Here is an 18,727-nt window from a genome sequence, read left to right as displayed (position 1 = left end):
ATGTTTCTTGGCCCGCTGATGCTCGACATAGCGGGCACAACGTTAACTGAAACGGATCGTGTTCAATTGAGTCATCCGCTTGTTGGTGGCGTTATTCTGTTTGCACGAAATTATGAATCACCAGCACAGCTATCCGAATTAACCGCATCCATTCATGCATTGCGCTCCCCGCCTCTATTGATTGCTGTAGATCAGGAAGGTGGCAGGGTACAGCGTTTCCGTGACGGTTTTACGCGTTTGCCGCCAATGCGTACGCTGGGAGAAATCCAGGACAGGAATCCAGATTTGTCGCTTCATCTGGCTCGACAGATTGGTTATGTACTGGCTGCAGAGCTCAAGGCTTGTGGGGTTGATGTGAGTTTTACACCTGTGCTCGATCTTGATTGCGAGCAGAGTAGCGTGATTGGTGATCGTGCTTTTTATCGTGAGCCACAAGTTGTTGCTGAACTGGCTCATGCCTTGATGAGTGGTTTGCAGTCGGTGGGAATGGTGGCAGTAGGTAAACATTTCCCTGGTCATGGTGCGATCCAGGCGGATACCCATGTTGAAACTGCTATTGATTCTCGCAATTACACGGATATTGAAAAGAAAGATCTGATCCCTTTCCGCCGGATGATTGATGCAGGGCTTTCCGGCATCATGGCTGCGCATGTTATTTATCCAGTCATTGATCCAAACCCGGCAGGTTTTTCCAGCAAGTGGTTGCAGGATATTTTGCGGAACGAGCTGGGATTTAGGGGTTGCATTTTCAGTGATGACCTGTGTATGCAGGCTGCCAGAAATTATGGCAGCATCACTCACCGGGCGGAGCAAGCCTTGCAGGCAGGGTGTAACATGGTATTGATATGTAACGATCCCGATTCAGCAGACGAATTGTTGACATCCCTGCAATGGGAATTTTCTGCTGTCGATACAGCTAGGCTGGAACATATGCGTGGGCAGCAAACAGTTCATTCGATGGCGCAGTTGCATGAAATGGAGCGATTCATTCGGGCGACTGAAGAGATCAGCAGAATCAGTCTGGCTAATATCAGTGTATCCGTGTGAGAATTGCATTTTTAGCGTTCCGGGGTAATTCAGACCGGATTTCTCAACGAGCAATTTTTGTCACTTAATTGATATGAATAATATATTCGATGTAGCAGTTATCGGCGCAGGGCCTGGCGGCTATGTAGCAGCTATCCGCTGTGCGCAGCTCGGACTAAACACAGTATGTATTGATGACTGGAAGAATGAGCAGGGCAGACCAAGCTTGGGAGGTACCTGTCTTAACGTGGGCTGTATTCCTTCCAAAGCGCTGCTTGAGTCTTCCGAGAATTTTGCGCGAGCGGGACATAAATTTGCGGAACACGGTATTAAGCTGGATGGATTATCGATAGATGTTCCAGCCATGATTGCCCGCAAGGACAAGATCGTCAAAGCTTTTACTGGCGGGATTGGCATGCTGTTCAAGAAAAATAAAGTGACTGTCTTGCATGGTCGTGGCGTACTGCAAAAGCGCGATAACGATGATGATAGCTGGGAAATAAGAGTAAAAACTGACGAGAAGGAGCAGTCAGTACGCACCAGGCATGTCATCATTGCGACAGGTTCTGTTCCTCGTTCTCTGACAATAGCGCCGGTTGACGGGGTTAATGTACTTGATAATGCAGGTGCTCTGGCTTTGCAACAAACTCCTGGAAAACTTGCCATTATCGGTGCGGGAGTGATTGGTTTGGAGCTTGGAAGTGTCTGGCGCAGGCTGGGAGCAGAAGTAACAATACTGGAAGCCCAAGCTGATTTTCTGTCAGCAGCAGATGAGCAAGTCGCAAAGGAAGCATACAAGGCATTGACGCGCGAAACCGGGCTTGTCATTCATACCGGGGTTGAGATTAAATCAACTCAAGCAGGCAAGGATAATGTGAAAATAGAGTATACCAATCGTGACAAGAACGTACAGAGCCTGGAGGTGGACAAACTCATCGTGGCTGTGGGGCGTGTTCCCAATACCGCTAGTTTGGGAGCTAAAGAAACAGGATTACAGCTGGATGAGCGCGGATATATTGGTGTGGATACATTTTGCCAAACCAGTTTGCAAAATGTATATGCAATTGGAGATGTTGTAAGAGGGCCAATGCTGGCGCATAAGGCTTCTGAAGAAGGGGTTGCTGTTGCGGAGCGGATAGCGTCAAACCAGCAAGAAGCATCTGATTCAACCGCGCATATTGATCTCGGAATGATGCCGTGGGTGATTTATACCGCACCGGAGATTGCTTGGGTGGGAAAAACCGAACAGGCGCTGAAGGCAGAAGGTGTTATCTACAAAGTAGGGCAGTTTCCGTTCATGGCTAACGGACGTGCTCGCGCACTGGGGGAAACAACAGGGTTTGTTAAAGTTCTGGCGGATGCAGAAAGCGATCGTATCCTCGGCGTACATATGGTGGGTCCTTATGTATCTGAAATAATTGCCGAAGCTGTGGTTGCTATGGGGTTTTCTGCCAGCAGCGAGGATCTGGCACGTATCGTACATGCTCATCCATCACTTTCCGAATCGCTGCATGAAGCTGCATTAGGCGTGGCTAAGCGGACCATTCATATCTGATTCGCGAAATATTGGTCTGGATTTTCTGGGAGCAAATAGTATGAAACTGCTGTTTTTTGGTTTGCTGCTGATCTCCATGTCTGTATTTGCAGCAGCGGACAATGAGAAACAGATTCTTGAGATAGAAGCTGCTGTTGCGCAGCAGCAACAGGAACAGCAGATTTTATTTCAGCAGTTTCAAATGCTTCAGGAATTGCGACGCCACGAGATCGCGCAGGACGATCAGGCCGCTCAGACTGGAAGTGACATGATTATCAGTGGCGAAGCGCCAAAGTATGAGGATTTGGCCATACAGCGCAAGAAACGTACCGAAAGGATACGCCGTTATACGGATGAGCTGAATGAACTCTACACGCGCTATCAGGAAACAGAGAATGAAAGACGAGCGCTAATCGAACAGCTGAATGGATTGAAACCGGGTAAAGATTCTTTAGCAGAATAAAAGAAATAATATGCGGAAAACCGGCACTAAAGTCATTTTATCTGAGCCAGAAGATTGATGAAATTGTTTCTAATTTATCGGGAGGTTACTAATGAATTTCAAAGAAATGACTGATGAGGAACTGATATCAGCCCGGGATGAGGTCGATGCATGGTGTGCCAAGCATGCTCAATCGATCTGGAACGGACGTAAAGGGTATGCAGTAGGGTTGCTTGGTGTATTTGGTGTTTCAACAGGAATCGTGTTTTTAATGTTTGATGGCTTTGAACCAGTAAGCTTAGTGCCTATCCTGCTGGGAGGTGTTGTCTGTTTAATGTGGTACAAAGTAAAACAACAGCATAAAAATAACAGCAATTTCCTGGAAGAAGTCAAAAAAGAAATTGCCCGGCGTACAAAAAAAAACTGAGAAGGCTACAAAAAAATAGATTTTGGAAAATCCGTGTTGTAATTGAACTCAAGGGAGCTCAAGCGATAATTGCGAGATATCTGCTCTGGGTATCCGGACAGGTAGAGAAAGACGCAGGGTGTGTAAAACTTTCCTGGCCGTTGCACGACAGACTGTCAGTTTCCCTCCGTAGATTCCCACAACCCGAGGGTATTTCGGATGATCACATTGCAGATGTATTTCACGTGAGCGATTAAAAGGGAGGCTCCCGGACTCCGGTAGTACGCGTAGGCCGGCAAAGCGCTCTCGGATTGTGATGTAGTGATCCGGAAAATAATAACGAAAACAGCCAAGCAGATAGACCTCTTCTGTTATCAGAGGAGATGCCTTCTCAGGTTCTCCTTTGAATACCGTCTCAGTTGTACCCAACAAAATATGTTCTTTCCATGGCAAGGCAAAAATAGCTCTCTGATCCTGTGGTGATTCAAGGTAATAACAGCCCATATTCAACCGTCCGTTCAGCACCAGGTGAGTGCCTTGTACCAGCTCTACCGGGTATGTTGGTGGGGGTGGTGAGATACGTTCTGCCACCTGGTTGATCCAGGGGCCGGCAGCATTGATGAGCACACTTGCCGTACACTGATAAGGCTGATTGTTTTCCAAAAATTCAATTTCACAGGTGTCTCCGAAAATCCTGGCGTGAGTGAATTCCGCTGGGCAGCGTAACTCTGCGCCCAGTGATGAAGCAGAATGCATCATTGCCTGAGTAAGTGTCTGATCATCAGTCTGGGCATCCCAGTACTGGAAGACATGTTTGAGTCCGCGTGTGGAGAGGCCGTCCAACTCTCCCCATTTTCTTCGTGGTATGGAGCAAAAGCCGGCCCCCTTGCCAAATCCCGCCAGTAGAGCATAAAGGCTGAGTCCTGCACGAATAGTTAACGAGTCACGCGATGTCTGGTGGTAAATAGGAAGATAAAAGGGTTGCAATCTGACCAGCGAAGGAGCAAGGCGCAGCAACTCTGCGCGTTCCTTTAGACTTTCACGCACCAAGCCGAATTGGCCACTTTCCAGATAACGCAGACCGCCATGAATCAATTTACTTGAACGGCTCGAAGTGCCCGCTGCTAAAGCAGCTTTTTCTAGTACCAGTACGCTGTAGCCACGTGCAGCCGCCGCCTGTGCAACAGCAACACCTTGAATTCCTCCGCCAACAATTATGAGGTCGTAATGATTGGTTGCAGACATGGCCCTAGTTCAAGATGCAAGTAAAGTACCAATAGTATCGGTTTCAATCAGTGTAATGCCAGCCTTTGCATAGTCAAGCGCCGTGTCGTAATCATCCACTGTGTAAATTACCCATTGCCATGATCCAGACCAGAGCTGATCCAGATTTTTAGGCAGATAACGGATGCTGCTAAACAGATAATCTGGCTGCAGCCGTGTGGCCATGGTTGACTGCTTGTCTGTCCAGCCATCAATAATCCAGCCAATTCTGTATATCTGATGTGTTTTAATCAGCGCTATCGCTTCCCAGTCGAAGGAAATCAGAACGCATTGTTCTCGCACCTGGTCAATAATCGGAAGAATTGCAGCTATCGTCTTGTTTAAACCAAACCGGGCAATACTTTCAGATTTGATTTCAATAAACGCAGTAACTTGCGGGTACTGTGCCAGATATTGACAGAATTTTGCCAGGCGAGGAATGGGAGCAGATTTTGTGGAGCTTGGGTAAGGAATCGTCAGTATGTCGATTTCATCATCCCTCAACTCGGTCAAATAAGCGTTGTGCCCGGTTAACCGTCTGAGATGATCGTCATGACAAAGGTATGGAGTAAGTTGGCAGTTTAGTTGAATATCAACTTCAACATAACGGGTACCCGCCTGGATTGCTGCCTGAATTCCGGGCAGGGAATTTTCCGGATACAATGCGGGATATCCCCGATGAGCAACGAAACAAGGAATATTATGCGTCATAGCAGAAGAGTCAATTTTATTTCTCACAGAGTCTACTCTCTATCCCATTGGATTGCGATGCTGTCCGGTAAAGGATGGGTTGTTCAGGAACCGTTCAGTTTTGGGAGGATATGATGTACAAGAAAGATGCCCCTTTTAGTGTGGTTCTGCCGGCTCTGATTGCAGCCGTTTTATTGATTCCGTTTGTAATGAACTTTCTTGCACATGCCTGGTTTGGAGAGAAGCATTTTCCTCCGCTTGTAATGATGAAACTACCTGCAGATAGCTCGATAATTACCTTGCCGCATGAGGTAAAGCAATTTACACCTTTTGAAATCACACTGCGATTGGATACCAAAGAATTGGCGCTGCGTATCAATGATATTGTTGAAAAATCGCTTCCCGGAACTGAATTGCAAAATATTCACGGTAAAGTTTTTCCAGAAATGCATGCTGGGATAACCGGCGATGAGTTTTCTATTAACCCACCGGAGCCGCAGGCTCAGCTTTTTTCCGGTCGGGATGAGACGCATTGGTCGTGGATCATCACGCCAGAAAAGGAAGGACGTTACGAACTGTCGCTCAAGCTATATCTGCAGACAACTGAAACGACTCATGAGCATCCACAGATTGCTGATCTGGCTGAAATCCGGCTGTTCGTGAAAAAAAATCCGCAAGTATGGATGCGCACCTACGGCATCTGGTATATAGCCCTTATGTTGTTGATAGCAGGATGGTGGTGGAAAAAACGTCAGATAAAAAGACGGAAATCAGACCAAGGCACTTTTGATTAAATACTGCATGAATACGTACTGTATTTCTCGGAACAAAACGTCATCTCTATAAGATAGTGAATGATTGTTTCCTTCGCGACGCGCCATGATACCTGTTTCACTGCTACCCGTTCGCTGAATTAGCACTTTGGAGTGGTAGCAAAATCGCGCACTCGCAGAAAACTTAATTAAAATATTTAAATGACTGATTTAACTGTTTTTATGTGCAATCAATATGATTGATAACTTTATGCGGGTACTGCTGTTGGAGTATGAATAATTATCATTTTTCGTATGTGTAATATTCTTTTCTCGTGGGTTCTGTGTGGCCTGACTTTATTTATGCTGAATTGCTCGGTTCTGGCAGCAGGTGGCGGCTATACTGTTGCAGATATTCAGCGCATGGGGTTGCAGGCCAATGGCCTGTTGCAAGCAGCGCGTTCACAGGTTGATATTGCACAGGCGGGAGTAACCAGTGCATCGGCATTCCCCAACCCGGAAATAACCTTCATGGCCGGGCCTGATAGTCCGCGATTGCCGGAAATCGATACCGGACCATCTTCCATGCAGCGGCAGGTAACCGTCAGCCAACCACTGGAAAATCCATGGGTGCGACGTGCCCGCATTGGGGCGGCAGAATCCGGCGTTGAAGCCAGTCGCGCAAATCTGGAACAGGCCCGAGCAGATCTAGCGGCACAACTCCGGGTGCATATCTACGAATTTTTGTTACGGCGTGGCCTGGCAGAAATGGAATCAGATATTTTTAATTTGATGGGGGAAATTCAACGCCGTATCAAACTGAGTGTTGAATCAGGTGAAATTGCCCGGTTTGAGCTAATTCGGGCCGATACCGAGGTAATGACAGCGGCGAGTAGAAAAGAGGCAGCATTGCTGAACACGGAGCGGGCGCGAATCGCGCTGCTGCAGCTGACAGCCGGTACGCTGCCTGCTGAGTTTGATGTGATCGCTTCACTCAGCGACCCAGTGGAACTGCCTTCACTGGAGATGTTACGTACGGAATTACCCGCTACAAACCCGGAAATTCAACGGCTGGAAGCAGAACAGGATCGCGCACGTTTACGTATTGATCAGGAGCGCGCTTCTGTGCTCCCATCCGTGGATATTCTGTACAGCAATTATCAGGATAGGCAATTTACATCGAATACTGCCGGACTGAGCGTTCGCATCCCATTATTTTATCAGCGACGTGGTGAAGTTGATGCGGCAGTTTCAGATGCAGCTAGGGTACGCGAAACGCTCGATTATCGTCGCTACGAGATCGGCCGGTTGCTGGAGTCTGCCTGGCAGGCCATGGAGATTGCCCGGCGCAGGGTGGAGATGTTCGAAGGCGGCATCGTTAAGGAGGCGAAAGCTGCGCTGCGCGTGGCGGAAGCTGCTTTCCGGTTGGGAGAAAGAGATTTTATCGAGGTACTGGATACTCAACGGGTGCTACGTAATGCGCGCTCGGAATTATTGCAGGCCCAGTTCGAATTGCAGGCAGCAGCAGCAGAGATAGATCGGCTGCGGGCGCATTATCCACAGGAGTAATTTTCCCCAATGAGTTTCCAGATACAAACTATTGCAGTTATTTTTGCATTCGTAGTGCTTTCTATTTCGGGTTGCAGCAGCAAAGAAGAGCAGGATTCCCCAGAAAAACATGTTAAAGCGGGATTGGCTGATTCCCATACAATTTTTCTCAGGCCGGATTTGCGTCAGCGAGTTGAAACCGGTAAACCATTCCTTGCTGATATCTCCGAAAAGCTGCATGTTCCCGGTCAAATTAAGGTAAATGAGACGAAACTTGTTCAGGTGGGAGCCAGTTTTACCGGAAGAATCGTCGAAGTTTATGCGCATTTAGGAGATAGTGTCGCAGCTGGTGCCAAATTGGCCCGAATTACAAGTCCGGAATTAGTGCAGGCGCAATTAGCTTATCTTCGTGCTAATTCATTGGCCGTTCTGGCAGAGCGTGCAGCCATACGTGCCAGACAGCTGTTCGCTGAGGATGTTATTAGTGCCGCCGAGCTGCAGCGCCGGGAATCGGAATCGCAGGTTTCGAACGCTGAACTGAGTGCAGCCAAGGATCAATTACTTTTACTGGGAGTAAATAATCAGGCAATACAAGATCTGACCCGGCACGGGCAGATTCTTCCATCTGTTGTGATTACTGCCCCGCGCAGTGGCACAGTTATCGCGCGTAATGTAGCAGTTGGACAAGTAGTGCAGCCATCAGATCAATTGTTTACCGTAGCTGATTTATCTGAACTGTGGGTGGTAGGGGATGTTCCGGAATACGCTGCGCATTTTGTTGAGCAGGGACAGCATGTGGAAGTTCGTGTGCCGGCACTGGGTGACGCAAATTTTGACGGGACTATCATTTTCGTATCCGATATTGTTAATCCGTTGACGAGGACAGTGACTGTCCGTACTGAGGTGGATAATCCTGAGCGTAAACTAAAGCCGGATATGCTGGCTACAGTGCATATTGATGAGCATGCGCGTGAACGTCTCGTTATCCCGGAAGGCGCAGTGGTGCGTGAGCATAATGAAGATCACGTATTTGTCGCCCGGGAAGATGGTGGTTTCACATTAACCCAGGTGAAGCTGGATGAACCAGTGAATCAGATGAGGCCTGTTCTGGAGGGATTAACACCAGATCAGCTGATTATTGTGAAGGGAGCCTTCCATCTGAATAACGAGCGTAAACGCAAGGATCTGGAATAACGATGATTATTTCTCTGGTACGCGCCATGCTGGCGCAGCGTTTGATAGTCGTCGTGGTTGCACTGATTCTGATGGGATTTGGTCTGCATGCAGCACAGCGTTTGTCAGTGGATGCTTTCCCGGATGTCACTAATGTTCAAGTGCAGATTGCAACCGAGGCAGTCGGCCGCAGTCCGGAGGAAATAGAGCGCCTGGTGACTATTCCATTGGAAATTGCTATGACCGGGATGCCCGGACTGGAGGAAATGCGTTCTTTGAACAAGAGCGGCTTATCTATCATTACACTGGTATTTACCGATGCAACTGATGTTTACTTTGCTCGGCAACTGGTGATGGAGCGGCTGCTGGAAGTGGCCAGTAAAATGCCGGCTGGAATTACGCCGCGTTTGGGTCCGGTTTCCACAGGATTGGGCGAAGTGTATCAATATACGATAGATCATCCCGATGACGGGGAACGAGCGCTGTCCGTGGAAGAATTGACTAAACGGCGCATTGTGCAGGATTGGATTGTCCGGCCAATGTTGCGTTCAATTCCCGGAGTGGCGGAAATCAATTCTCAAGGCGGGTATGTCAAGCAATACCATGTGCTGACGAATCCCAATAAGCTGCGTCATTATGACTTGACATTGGAGCAGGTAGAAAAAGCCATTGCAGAGAACAATGCCAATGCCAGTGGCGGGATTTTGCCGACAGGCAGTGAACAGTACCTCGTCAAGGGCGTTGGGCTGATCCGTACACTACAGGATATTGGCAATATTGTGTTGTCCGAGGAGCGTGGCGTACCCGTGTTCGTGCGTGATGTTGCGGAAGTAAAACTGGGCACGGAGGTGAGAGCAGGGGCTATTATCAAGGGTGGATATACGGAATCTGCTTCTGGCATCGTGTTGATGATAAGGGGGGGAAATGCCAAGGAGATCGTAGGACGAGTCAAGGCAAAAGTAGCCGAGATCAATGAGCAAAATCTGTTGCCGGATGGATTACAGATTGTGCCATATTATGATCGGACTGACTTGGTTGATGCTGCTTTATGGACAGTCAGCAAAGTGCTAATGGAAGGCATTTTTCTGGTTATTATCGTGCTGTTCATCTTTCTGGGAGATGTGCGCTCCAGTTTGATCGTAGTGGCAACGCTGGTAGTTACGCCTTTGCTGACATTCATGGTGATGAACCATCAGGGTATTTCTGCCAATCTGATGTCACTGGGTGGGCTTGCAATTGCAATCGGATTGATGGTTGATTCGACCGTAGTCGTGGTGGAGAACGTCTTTCATCGGCTGGGTCATAGCGATGGCGCGCGTGAGTCACGCACGCATGCTATTGGTGAGGCTGTGGCCGAAGTAGGGACCCCGGTAATTTTCGGGATCTGTATTATTATTCTGGTTTTCCTGCCGCTGATGACGTTGCAGGGTATGGAAGGAAAATTGTTTAGCCCGTTGGCTTTTACAATTGCGATTGCCCTGGCGATTTCTCTGATCGTTTCGCTGACTTTGTCTCCGGTACTTTGTGCCTACGTTCTGAAGGGTGGGACGGCTGAACATGATACCTGGATCATTGCCGGATTGAAGAGAGCCTACCGGTCCCTGCTTAACACTGCTCTTAAGAGAGGGAGGTTGACGGTTATCACCGCACTGGGGCTGCTGTTGCTGTCTTTTATGTTGTTTCCATTCCTGGGGAAATCGTTTATTCCTACCCTGCAGGAAGGTGCATTAACACCGCAGATCAACCGGGTGGCTTCTATTTCTCTGTCTGAAGCAATTGAAATGGAAATGGAAGCAATGAAGGCTATCTCGCAGGTGCCAGGGGTGAAAAGTGTAGTATCCAAGTTGGGTCGAGGTGAATCACCTGCTGATCCGGCCGGACAGAATGAATCTGATCCGATGGTGACGCTGGATCCCAATTCCGGGCGAACCCAGGACGAAGTAGATGATGATATTCGCAAATTGCTGGAAGTGCTGCCTGGTGTCAATATTGTTCTGTCGCAACCGATTGCGGAAAGAGTGGATGAAATGGTGACTGGTGTACGCTCTGAAATTGCCGTGAAAATTTTTGGGGATAACCTGGATAAATTACGCGGGCTGTCAGAACAGATCGCCCGCATCTTGCGCACTGTCCCCGGAGCACAGGATATCCGGATTGAACGCCTTTCTGGCCAGCAATCGCTGACTATTGATATTGATCGTAACGCCATTGCGCGTAACGGCATCAATGTCGCTGATGTACATGAACTGATCGAGACTGCTGTAGGTGGCCGTGAAGTAAGTACGCTGTACGAGGGTGAGCGACGTTTTGCTATTGTGGTGCGTTTTCCACAACATTTCCGGGACAGTATTGAAAGTATCCGTAATCTGTTGCTACGCGCACCGGATGGAGTAACCGTACCTTTGTATACCGTTGCCAATATCAGTGTTGTTGATGGTCCGGCGCAAGTTTCACGTGAAAATGCCAAGCGCCGCGTAGTAGTCGGTTCAAACGTTGAAGGCCGTGACTTAGGCGGTTTTGTGGCAGAGGTACAGGAGCGGATTGCCAAGGAAGTAAAACTGCCGGACGGCTATTTTTTCGAATGGGGCGGACAGTTTGAGAATATGGAGCGTGCGATGAATACACTTTCGATTATCGTTCCTGTAACGATTGCTGCTATTTTCTTTTTGTTGTTCATGCTGTTCAATTCTATCAAACTAGCAGCCTTGATTATTCTGGTACTGCCATTTGCGTCGATAGGTGGCGTATTCGGTCTATTTGTTACCGGTGAGTATTTGTCGGTGCCAGCTTCAGTTGGTTTTATCGCGTTGTGGGGAATAGCGGTGCTGAATGGGGTGGTGTTGATTTCCTATATCCGGAAGTTGCGCGATGAGGGCGTTAGTGTCAAGGATGCTGTCATCAGGGGATGTGAGCAGCGTTTTCGTCCGGTGCTGATGACAGCTACCGTAGCGATGCTTGGGCTGGTTCCGTTCCTGTTTGCAACCGGCCCAGGTTCAGAGGTGCAGCGGCCGCTGGCCATTGTGGTGATCGGCGGGTTGATTACTTCCACGTTACTGACTCTGGTGGTATTACCCGTGCTGTATCGCCGATTTGATCCTCCTCCAGTGACGCAGCAGTAAGTTTCACTCTGAAGGGCCGTTACAATATAACCAGCTAGAGTACTTCATCCTGTTTAGAGTGGCCTAGAAAACCGCCAGATTGGTGATTCCAGAGCCGGGCATAAAGCCCATTGAGTGCCAGCAGCTCGGTGTGGCGACCTTGTTCGACGATGCGTCCGTTATCCAGTACGATCAGCCGGTCCATTGCGGCAATGGTGGAGAGGCGATGAGCAATGGCAATCACGGTTTTATTTTGCATCAACTCCTGCAGGCTTTGCTGAATGTTGGCTTCTATATCGGAATCCAGCGCAGAAGTTGCCTCATCCAGAATCAGAATCGGCGCATCTTTGAGCAACACCCGGGCAATAGCGATACGCTGGCGTTGTCCACCTGACAGATTGACCCCACGCTCACCCACCATGGCGTCATACCCTCTGCGGCCGTGAATATCGACCAGATCTTGGATAAATCCGTGCGCATGCGCTTGCTGTGCGGCCAGTCGTATTTCTTCTTCGGTTGCATCGGGTCTGCCAAACAGAATATTTTCACGAATAGAGCGGTGTAGCAACGAAGTGTCTTGCGTAACAATGGCGATGCTGGCGCGCAGGCTTTCCTGTGTCACGATCTTGATATCCTGCCGATCGATCTGAATACTGCCCTGCTGGATATCATAAAAACGCAGCAGCAGGCTGATCAGGGTCGATTTTCCGGCCCCGGAAGGACCGACAAGACCGACTTTTTCGCCGGGACAGATATGAAGATCAAGTGCCTCAAAAATTCGGTGATCTTCATTCTTGATGTTGTTGCGGTAGGAAAATTCAACCTGGTTATAGTCGATCGCACCGTGAGTAACGGATAGTGGCACGGCACCGGGAGCATCCGTCACTGCATGTGGTTTGGCCAGCATATTTATTCCATCTTGCACGATGCCGATGTTCTCGAATAATTCTCCAACTTCCAGCATGATCCAGTGAGACATCCCGGTCAGACGGATGGCAAGACTCAGTGCAATGGCTATCGCGCCAGTGCTGATGCTGCCGTCGAGCCACAGCGCGATTCCCAATGCGCCGATTGCAAAGACGGACAGCATGTTATTGATCCATACGCAGGTATTCAACCAGGTCACCAGGCGCATTTGTGGATGCACAGTATCCAGAAATTCCTGCATGCCATCCCGAGCGTAGTCAGATTCCCGCAGGGTGTGAGAAAAGAGCTTGAGCGTGAGGATATTGGCATAGCTGTCCACAATGCGTCCGGTCATGTTTGAGCGGGCATCTGCCTGAATTTTTGAGATGCTTTTTAGTTTGGGGATGAAGTGACGCAGGATGCATAAATACACTGCCAGCCAGATAATCAGCGGTATGCAGAGGCGAATATCCGCATGTGCAATCAGCAGTAATGCCGTTGCAAGATAGACAGTAACAAACAGCAAAACATCCAGGGTTTTGATGATTGTTTCGCGCACAGCCAAAGCTGTTTGCATGACCTTGGTTGCGATACGTCCGCTGAATTCATTTTGGAAGAAAGCGTAACTTTGATCAAGCAGATAGCGATGGGACAGCCAGCGAACGACCATGGGAAAATTTCCCATCAGAGACTGGTACAAAATCACCGAGTGAAAGAAAACAATAATCGGCATCAGTATCAGGATGAAAAGCGAAAGTCCCAGCAGAGCCAGCCTTTCCTGTTGTAAAAATGCTTGTGGGTCATTCTCGGCCAACCAGTCCACAATCGTTCCCAGTACACCAAACAGCATGGCCTCGCCAACGGCCACAAAAAATGTGGCGATTGCCAGCAGCAGGAAGTAGATTCCTGAGCCTTGCATGTAGTGACGGCAGAACTGATAGAGTGTGGCGGGTGGTTCGGTAAGCTGGTCGGATGGAAAGGGGGTGATCAGGCGTTCAAAATAACGGAGCATAATTGTGTTTCAGAGAAGAACCATGTAACGAAGGAATAACAGGTGCGCTGGCTGTTCGTGACAGCGCTCTTTTCAAGATATTTTTATAACGGTGTAACGGGAGATTGCATGGATTTTGCTATCGGTAGCATGACCGAGAAAACAGTTCCTTTTGATACTTCACTGGATACATGCAATTTTCCACCAATTTGTTCGACATATTCCCTACTCTCGAACACACCAATGCCCATGCCGGCTGTTTTGGTCGACTCGAAAGGAGTAAATAATTTGTCGCGGATAAATTGTTCGTTCATGCCATGTCCACTGTCTTTAATCTTGATTACTGCCCATCCGGATTGTCGCCCGAGTCGTACCTCAACATATCCGTCTTTGGGAGTGGCCTCGATTGCATTTTGTACCAGATGACCAAGCACACGCTCCAGGCGTGATGGATCGGCTTGTATATTTAGATTTGGATCGATGATATTAAGTACTGGCCTCGGTTCACAGAAGGATTTGCTTTCAATGATTTGTTGCAGTAATTCATCTAGAGATAACAAGGAGTTTTTTTCTTCATGCATGCCTCCGTCGCTGAGTTTTTCAAGTAAACGTTTCATTTTGTTGATAGATAACGCTACAGTGTCCAGCATATCCTGCTGAAATTCCGGGTTGTCCTTATGCTTTACCGCATTGGTCAGCAACAACGAAAGCTGGGCAATCAGATTTTTGATGTCGTGCACGATAAACGTAGACATGCGATTGAATGATTCAAACTGTCGTGCCGTAGAGAGCGCCTGAGTTGCTTCGTACTGCGCTAGATAACTTGCTGCCTGGCTTCCTGCTACTTTCAATAAATCCCTGACTTCCCAATCAAATTTGACCGTACTTCTGGGTTCGGTCAGCACCACAAATCCCAGCAGCTCTCCATGCAATATCAGTGGTACCACCCAGCGTGCCTTGGGAATAGTGGGCAGCCAGTCAGGTAGTATCATGGCTGCGTATTGCTGAGGCCCGGAATCATGCTGATATAAATCAATTACCCAGGAACTTTCCTGCATAAACCGGCAAAAATGACTGTTAATTTCGACAGATGTATCAATATATGGAATATTCCAGCGTGCAATCAGTTGATAGGCATGATTTTGTTCTGATTTGAACCACACCGCTCCGGCTGGGCTTTCAACCAGCTGCGCGAGTGATTTAATCACACGAATCTTCAATTCCGTTTCTTCTTCAGACAGGGTGCGCGTAAAGCGCAGCCATTCTTCACGATAATCATAGTTATAGCTGAAAAAATGCTTGCTGATGAACACTTTGAGCCAGGAACGTGTCGTCCCGGAAAATAGTACAGTGATCAGTAGAACAATTGCACCAAACAGGAAAGTCAGCTGAAATACTGCACCCCAGGTCCCGCCCGAGAATCGGAGGTAATAACCGGCCGCAGCCATTAACAGCAGGTAAATCGCGGCACCAAATAGTGCTGTGGAGTAAAACAGGATGCGTCTGGAAACGGCAATGCCAACTGTCCATTTAGGGTTGCGTGCTGCCGAAAGTGCAATCAGGGGAACGATAAGTGTATTGACCCACCCCCGAGCAGCCCAGATATCAGGGCTTATTTTTCTGAATAATAATGCATCGCTGTACAAATAAAAATCATAAACAAATAACCCCCCGATACCCAGGCAAATGAATTTAATCCCCCAGCGTTGCTCGTGGGGTGTGTTCCGGTAATATTGCTCCACCAGAATCATACCAATGATGGCCATTGTTACCCATGTAAGAAACTCGAAGGAGGAGCCGAGTTGATCTGAATCAGCACTGGTAGTGGTAGTGTGACTGAAAGTGATTGTTTGTACGAGACAAACCAGGTAGAACAGAGCGATGGCAGTAACAACCGGCCTGATTCTGGGAAAAGTTTTATTTGTTTTACCGGACTGGAAAGGCCCCAGCAAGGTAATCAGAAATGTAGTCAGGGCAGCATTTCGTAATATTTCCAGTATTTGAGGCAGCAGAGGATCTGAATAATCCCAATAGGATAATCCCGCGATTGCTGCCGCCCATATTGAGGATATGATGCAGGCGATTGCCAGCAGCAAGCCATAAAGACGGCCTCGCCAACTGGTTATCAGCAGCATGAATAAAAAGAAAAAAGCGAGCGCTGCCGCAGCGTAACTTAGGGTTGTCATGACAGTCAGTACGGAGAAAAAATGTAGCTGCCATCGTGATTACCGATGCTCACCGACTGCCTTTGCTCAGCAGTACGACGCCTACGGTGTTGATCAGGATGATGAAATCAAGAAACAGGCTATGGTTCTTGACGTAATACAGGTCATATTGAAGTTTTTCAATAGCATCTTCTACGGAGGCACCATAAGGATAACGAACTTGTGCCCAGCCGGTAATGCCAGGTTTGATGCTATGCCGCAGGTTATAGTATGGAATTTGTGCGCTGAGTATATCGACGAAGTGAGGACGTTCAGGCCGTGGCCCGACAAAACTCATTTCACCTTTGAGTACATTAATGATTTGTGGTAATTCGTCGATTCTCAACTTACGGATAATTTTTCCCACTCGCGTTACGCGAGGATCATCAGTCGTGGCCCATCTCGGTTTCCCACCTTTTTCCGCATCGTTGAACATGCTGCGGAATTTGAAAACCATATAGGGTTTTCCGGCATGCCCCACTCTTTCCTGACGATAGAATACAGGCCGACCATCTTCAATCAGAATCAGCAAAGCAGCCAGTAATATGATTGGCAACGTAACAATCAGCAACAACAGGCTGGCAGTGATATCGAATAGGCGTTTGATCAGTGTTCTCAATGACCCTTGTTTAAAACCACTGCCGAACACCAGCCAGCTGGGATAAAGTGAGTCCATTTGCAGATGGCCGCACTCCCTTTCATAAAAGCCAACCAGATCCGTTACCTTTATGCCATTTATTCTGCACTCCAGTAATTCCTGAATAGGGTAGGTACCTCCTCGTCTTTCCTGGACCGAAACAATGATTTCGCTAATATTATGCTGATTGGTCAGCGAGATCAGCGAGCCTGTCCTCGGGATAATCATCTCAACCGGTACATGCCGGCTTTCTTTATCCAGCGGAACGAATCCCACGATCCTGAAGTTGGATAGATTAGGACTTTTACCAGCCAGGTCAAACAGTTCTCCGGCATTAGCACCAACACCCAGTACCAGCGCCCGATAACGTAAATTATCCAGACCTTGCCATCTGAAAAAAAACAGCCGGATGAACAGTATTAGCAGCAAGGCCAACAGCATTACGATAGCCAGTAAACCGCGGCCAAAATAAAGATCCGGAAACAGGTAAAAAATCAGGGTGATAAAACCGAAGCCCAATGCAAAGGATGGCAGCAACCTGAGCAGAATACCCTCGAAATCCTGTCGACCTTCCATCTGGTACATGCCCAGTGCGGCCATGCTGGCGATAATAACGAAAGTAAAGGTAATTGCCCCGGGTAGTTGGGAGATTAGCAGCTCGGACATTGTGCCATCCCACTGCAGAAATCGGATGGCCGCTCCTGCAAAAAAAACTCCGAGCAGTGCGATAGTTTCAATGCTGGCAAGCAGTATCGAGAATCTGGAAATATAATGATTAGCTACTTGAATCAAAATACCTCCTTGCTAAATTGATGTATAAGCGACTGGCCAGATAAAAAAACAGCGAGTGTCGTTAAAGACAAACTATTCTACTAGCATAAATTAATTAGAAGTTACTTGGCTGCCTTGTTTTAAGCAAATCAATGATGTAATTACCAGGAATGGCATAACTGATTCCGCTTGGATCGCTCAGTATAGATTCCTTTTTACCTTTCACAAAGACCATATTTACCACGCCATAAACTTCACCCGTGTCTGGGTCGTAGAGTGGACTGCCACTGTTACCGGGGTAGGCTGTACCATCTAGCTGAAATACCTTGTAGGCTGATCTTTGCAACTGGCGAATTTTTGCGGCATCAAGCTGTCTGGCATTTTGTGCAGGGAGTATGACCGGGGTAATTGAAGAGATAGTAGCTCGATGGGTCACCGGGTAGAAACCAAGCACCATTCCGATCGGGAAGCCAGTGAATGCCAGTAATTTCCCTTCTCTTATTTTGCTGGCATTCCCTAGTTTCATTACGGGTAAAGCAGCTCCCTCGAAACGCAGTAGAGCCAGATCATGTTCCTTGTCCAGAGCAACTATAGTGGCATTTCTCAGTTCTGGCTTATCACCTTTGCCAGTTATGATGATTAATGAGTTTTTATTCTTATCAGTAGACAGATCAGAAATTACATGAACATTAGTGATGACATGCAGCCCATCTTCGATTACAAAACCCGTTCCAAGAAAATTAACAGGGGGTGAACGTAATTTGTGGAAAGAGCCTACTCCGACAATTGCCGGCTTGACTCGCTCTATTGTTTCCACCAGGTCGGCTTGACAAAGAACGGATTGGAAGAGAATCAGGCATGCAAGAAACGATCGCAAAATGGAGAACCTTGCCGGATTGAGCATGAGTCAGGAGTAGGATTGGTTAAGAGTGAGTGTGTCTGTGGAGACTTGAAAAGTCTGCTCAAGCTGTCACCGTTATATAAATAAGCAAACAGGCCTTTTGCTATGCTGTCAATTATAAGCTTTGGCAAGCATCTTCTTTCCGGCTTGCCGGATTAATGCAGGCGAACATACAGAAAGAAATATGGTAGGCGGTATTGGAATTGAACCAATGACTTCCACCGTGTGAAGGTGGCACTCTACCGCTGAGTTAACCGCCTTTGTCACCCTAAAACTACAGAATTAGACCATAGCCTGTTTATACAGGTCAATTATTATCTCTGTGATATTTCTGCAAAATAATTCGATCTGTCTGTGAAGCGGATTTGCTCAATCCACTATAATA

At 47.9% G+C, this 18,727-nt stretch carries 14 protein-coding genes and 1 tRNA gene; 8 read left to right on the top strand and 7 right to left on the bottom strand.

The window, feature by feature from the left end:
- The 4 genes from nagZ (at window position 1) to ACZ5EJ_RS08190 (ending at window position 3,429) form a co-directional block, all read left to right on the top strand.
- Window positions 1-1,047, top strand: coding sequence for a beta-N-acetylhexosaminidase (gene nagZ / locus ACZ5EJ_RS08205; RefSeq protein WP_074456247.1), 1,047 nt, complete (start codon window positions 1-3; stop codon window positions 1,045-1,047).
- A 73-nt stretch (window positions 1,048-1,120) separates the two neighbouring features.
- A complete protein-coding gene (lpdA, locus tag ACZ5EJ_RS08200) occupies window positions 1,121-2,581 on the top strand; it encodes a dihydrolipoyl dehydrogenase (protein WP_074456248.1) in 1,461 nt (486 codons plus the stop codon).
- Between the two features lie 40 nt (window positions 2,582-2,621).
- Entirely contained in the window at window positions 2,622-3,023 is a 402-nt protein-coding gene (locus ACZ5EJ_RS08195; RefSeq protein WP_074456249.1) for a hypothetical protein, read from the top strand.
- 91 nt (window positions 3,024-3,114) lie between these two features.
- On the top strand, window positions 3,115-3,429 hold the full coding sequence (locus ACZ5EJ_RS08190; protein WP_464556896.1) for a hypothetical protein: 315 nt from the start codon (window positions 3,115-3,117) through the stop codon (window positions 3,427-3,429).
- A 48-nt stretch (window positions 3,430-3,477) separates the two neighbouring features.
- On the opposite strand, the gene ACZ5EJ_RS08185 is transcribed toward ACZ5EJ_RS08190, so the two are convergent.
- Both ACZ5EJ_RS08185 and ACZ5EJ_RS08180 read right to left on the bottom strand, forming a co-directional pair.
- The gene (locus ACZ5EJ_RS08185; RefSeq protein WP_011634810.1) at window positions 3,478-4,653 is read right to left on the bottom strand and encodes an FAD-dependent oxidoreductase; all 1,176 of its coding nucleotides are present in this window, start codon (window positions 4,651-4,653) and stop codon (window positions 3,478-3,480) included.
- Between the two features lie 9 nt (window positions 4,654-4,662).
- Window positions 4,663-5,409 (bottom strand): glycerophosphodiester phosphodiesterase family protein, encoded by a 747-nt coding sequence (locus tag ACZ5EJ_RS08180; protein ID WP_256201586.1) that lies wholly within the window; start codon window positions 5,407-5,409, stop codon window positions 4,663-4,665.
- A gap of 83 nt (window positions 5,410-5,492) precedes the next feature.
- Here ACZ5EJ_RS08180 and ACZ5EJ_RS08175 point away from each other — a divergent pair, with 83 nt between their 5' ends.
- The 4 genes from ACZ5EJ_RS08175 to ACZ5EJ_RS08160 all read left to right on the top strand — a co-directional run bounded on the left by ACZ5EJ_RS08175 (window position 5,493) and on the right by ACZ5EJ_RS08160 (window position 11,953).
- Window positions 5,493-6,155 carry a hypothetical protein gene (locus ACZ5EJ_RS08175; RefSeq protein ID WP_256201587.1) on the top strand — a complete coding sequence of 221 codons (663 nt, stop codon included), beginning with the start codon at window positions 5,493-5,495 and terminating at the stop codon, window positions 6,153-6,155.
- Window positions 6,156-6,476: 321 nt separating this feature from the next.
- Window positions 6,477-7,682 (top strand): TolC family protein, encoded by a 1,206-nt coding sequence (locus tag ACZ5EJ_RS08170; RefSeq protein ID WP_240142177.1) that lies wholly within the window; start codon window positions 6,477-6,479, stop codon window positions 7,680-7,682.
- A 9-nt stretch (window positions 7,683-7,691) separates the two neighbouring features.
- A complete protein-coding gene (locus ACZ5EJ_RS08165) occupies window positions 7,692-8,855 on the top strand; it encodes an efflux RND transporter periplasmic adaptor subunit (RefSeq protein ID WP_011634806.1) in 1,164 nt (387 codons plus the stop codon).
- A 2-nt stretch (window positions 8,856-8,857) separates the two neighbouring features.
- Window positions 8,858-11,953 carry an efflux RND transporter permease subunit gene (locus tag ACZ5EJ_RS08160; RefSeq protein ID WP_074456253.1) on the top strand — a complete coding sequence of 1,032 codons (3,096 nt, stop codon included), beginning with the start codon at window positions 8,858-8,860 and terminating at the stop codon, window positions 11,951-11,953.
- A gap of 34 nt (window positions 11,954-11,987) precedes the next feature.
- Here the strand turns inward: ACZ5EJ_RS08160 and ACZ5EJ_RS08155 are convergent, their stop codons facing one another.
- The 5 genes from ACZ5EJ_RS08155 to ACZ5EJ_RS08135 all read right to left on the bottom strand — a co-directional run bounded on the left by ACZ5EJ_RS08155 (window position 11,988) and on the right by ACZ5EJ_RS08135 (window position 18,602).
- A complete protein-coding gene (locus ACZ5EJ_RS08155; RefSeq protein ID WP_074456254.1) occupies window positions 11,988-13,850 on the bottom strand; it encodes an ABC transporter ATP-binding protein in 1,863 nt (620 codons plus the stop codon).
- Window positions 13,851-13,933: 83 nt separating this feature from the next.
- Entirely contained in the window at window positions 13,934-16,015 is a 2,082-nt protein-coding gene (gene prsK, locus ACZ5EJ_RS08150) for an XrtA/PEP-CTERM system histidine kinase PrsK (RefSeq protein WP_011634803.1), read from the bottom strand.
- A 49-nt stretch (window positions 16,016-16,064) separates the two neighbouring features.
- Complete coding sequence (locus ACZ5EJ_RS08145) at window positions 16,065-17,462, bottom strand: TIGR03013 family XrtA/PEP-CTERM system glycosyltransferase (protein WP_074685469.1); 1,398 nt, start codon at window positions 17,460-17,462, stop codon at window positions 16,065-16,067.
- A 94-nt stretch (window positions 17,463-17,556) separates the two neighbouring features.
- Complete coding sequence (locus tag ACZ5EJ_RS08140) at window positions 17,557-18,345, bottom strand: S1 family peptidase (protein WP_011634801.1); 789 nt, start codon at window positions 18,343-18,345, stop codon at window positions 17,557-17,559.
- Between the two features lie 182 nt (window positions 18,346-18,527).
- Window positions 18,528-18,602: transfer RNA gene (locus ACZ5EJ_RS08135), tRNA-Val, on the bottom strand.
- Window positions 18,603-18,727: the final 125 nt, after the last annotated feature.

Source organism: Nitrosomonas sp. TNE100, assembly GCF_055387135.1.
Note: the sequence above shows the minus strand (reverse complement) of the source record. Positions and strands in the feature narration are given on the sequence as shown.

Coding starts and splice junctions, on each gene's coding strand:
- nagZ (WP_074456247.1), top strand. CDS start 1: ATGTTTCTTGGCCCGCTGATGCTCGACATAGCGGGCACAACGTTAACT.
- lpdA (WP_074456248.1), top strand. CDS start 1,121: ATGAATAATATATTCGATGTAGCAGTTATCGGCGCAGGGCCTGGCGGC.
- ACZ5EJ_RS08195 (WP_074456249.1), top strand. CDS start 2,622: ATGAAACTGCTGTTTTTTGGTTTGCTGCTGATCTCCATGTCTGTATTT.
- ACZ5EJ_RS08190 (WP_464556896.1), top strand. CDS start 3,115: ATGAATTTCAAAGAAATGACTGATGAGGAACTGATATCAGCCCGGGAT.
- ACZ5EJ_RS08185 (WP_011634810.1), bottom strand. CDS start 4,653: ATGTCTGCAACCAATCATTACGACCTCATAATTGTTGGCGGAGGAATT.
- ACZ5EJ_RS08175 (WP_256201587.1), top strand. CDS start 5,493: ATGATGTACAAGAAAGATGCCCCTTTTAGTGTGGTTCTGCCGGCTCTG.
- ACZ5EJ_RS08170 (WP_240142177.1), top strand. CDS start 6,477: ATGCTGAATTGCTCGGTTCTGGCAGCAGGTGGCGGCTATACTGTTGCA.
- ACZ5EJ_RS08165 (WP_011634806.1), top strand. CDS start 7,692: ATGAGTTTCCAGATACAAACTATTGCAGTTATTTTTGCATTCGTAGTG.
- ACZ5EJ_RS08160 (WP_074456253.1), top strand. CDS start 8,858: ATGATTATTTCTCTGGTACGCGCCATGCTGGCGCAGCGTTTGATAGTC.
- ACZ5EJ_RS08155 (WP_074456254.1), bottom strand. CDS start 13,850: ATGCTCCGTTATTTTGAACGCCTGATCACCCCCTTTCCATCCGACCAG.
- prsK (WP_011634803.1), bottom strand. CDS start 16,015: ATGACAACCCTAAGTTACGCTGCGGCAGCGCTCGCTTTTTTCTTTTTA.
- ACZ5EJ_RS08140 (WP_011634801.1), bottom strand. CDS start 18,345: ATGCTCAATCCGGCAAGGTTCTCCATTTTGCGATCGTTTCTTGCATGC.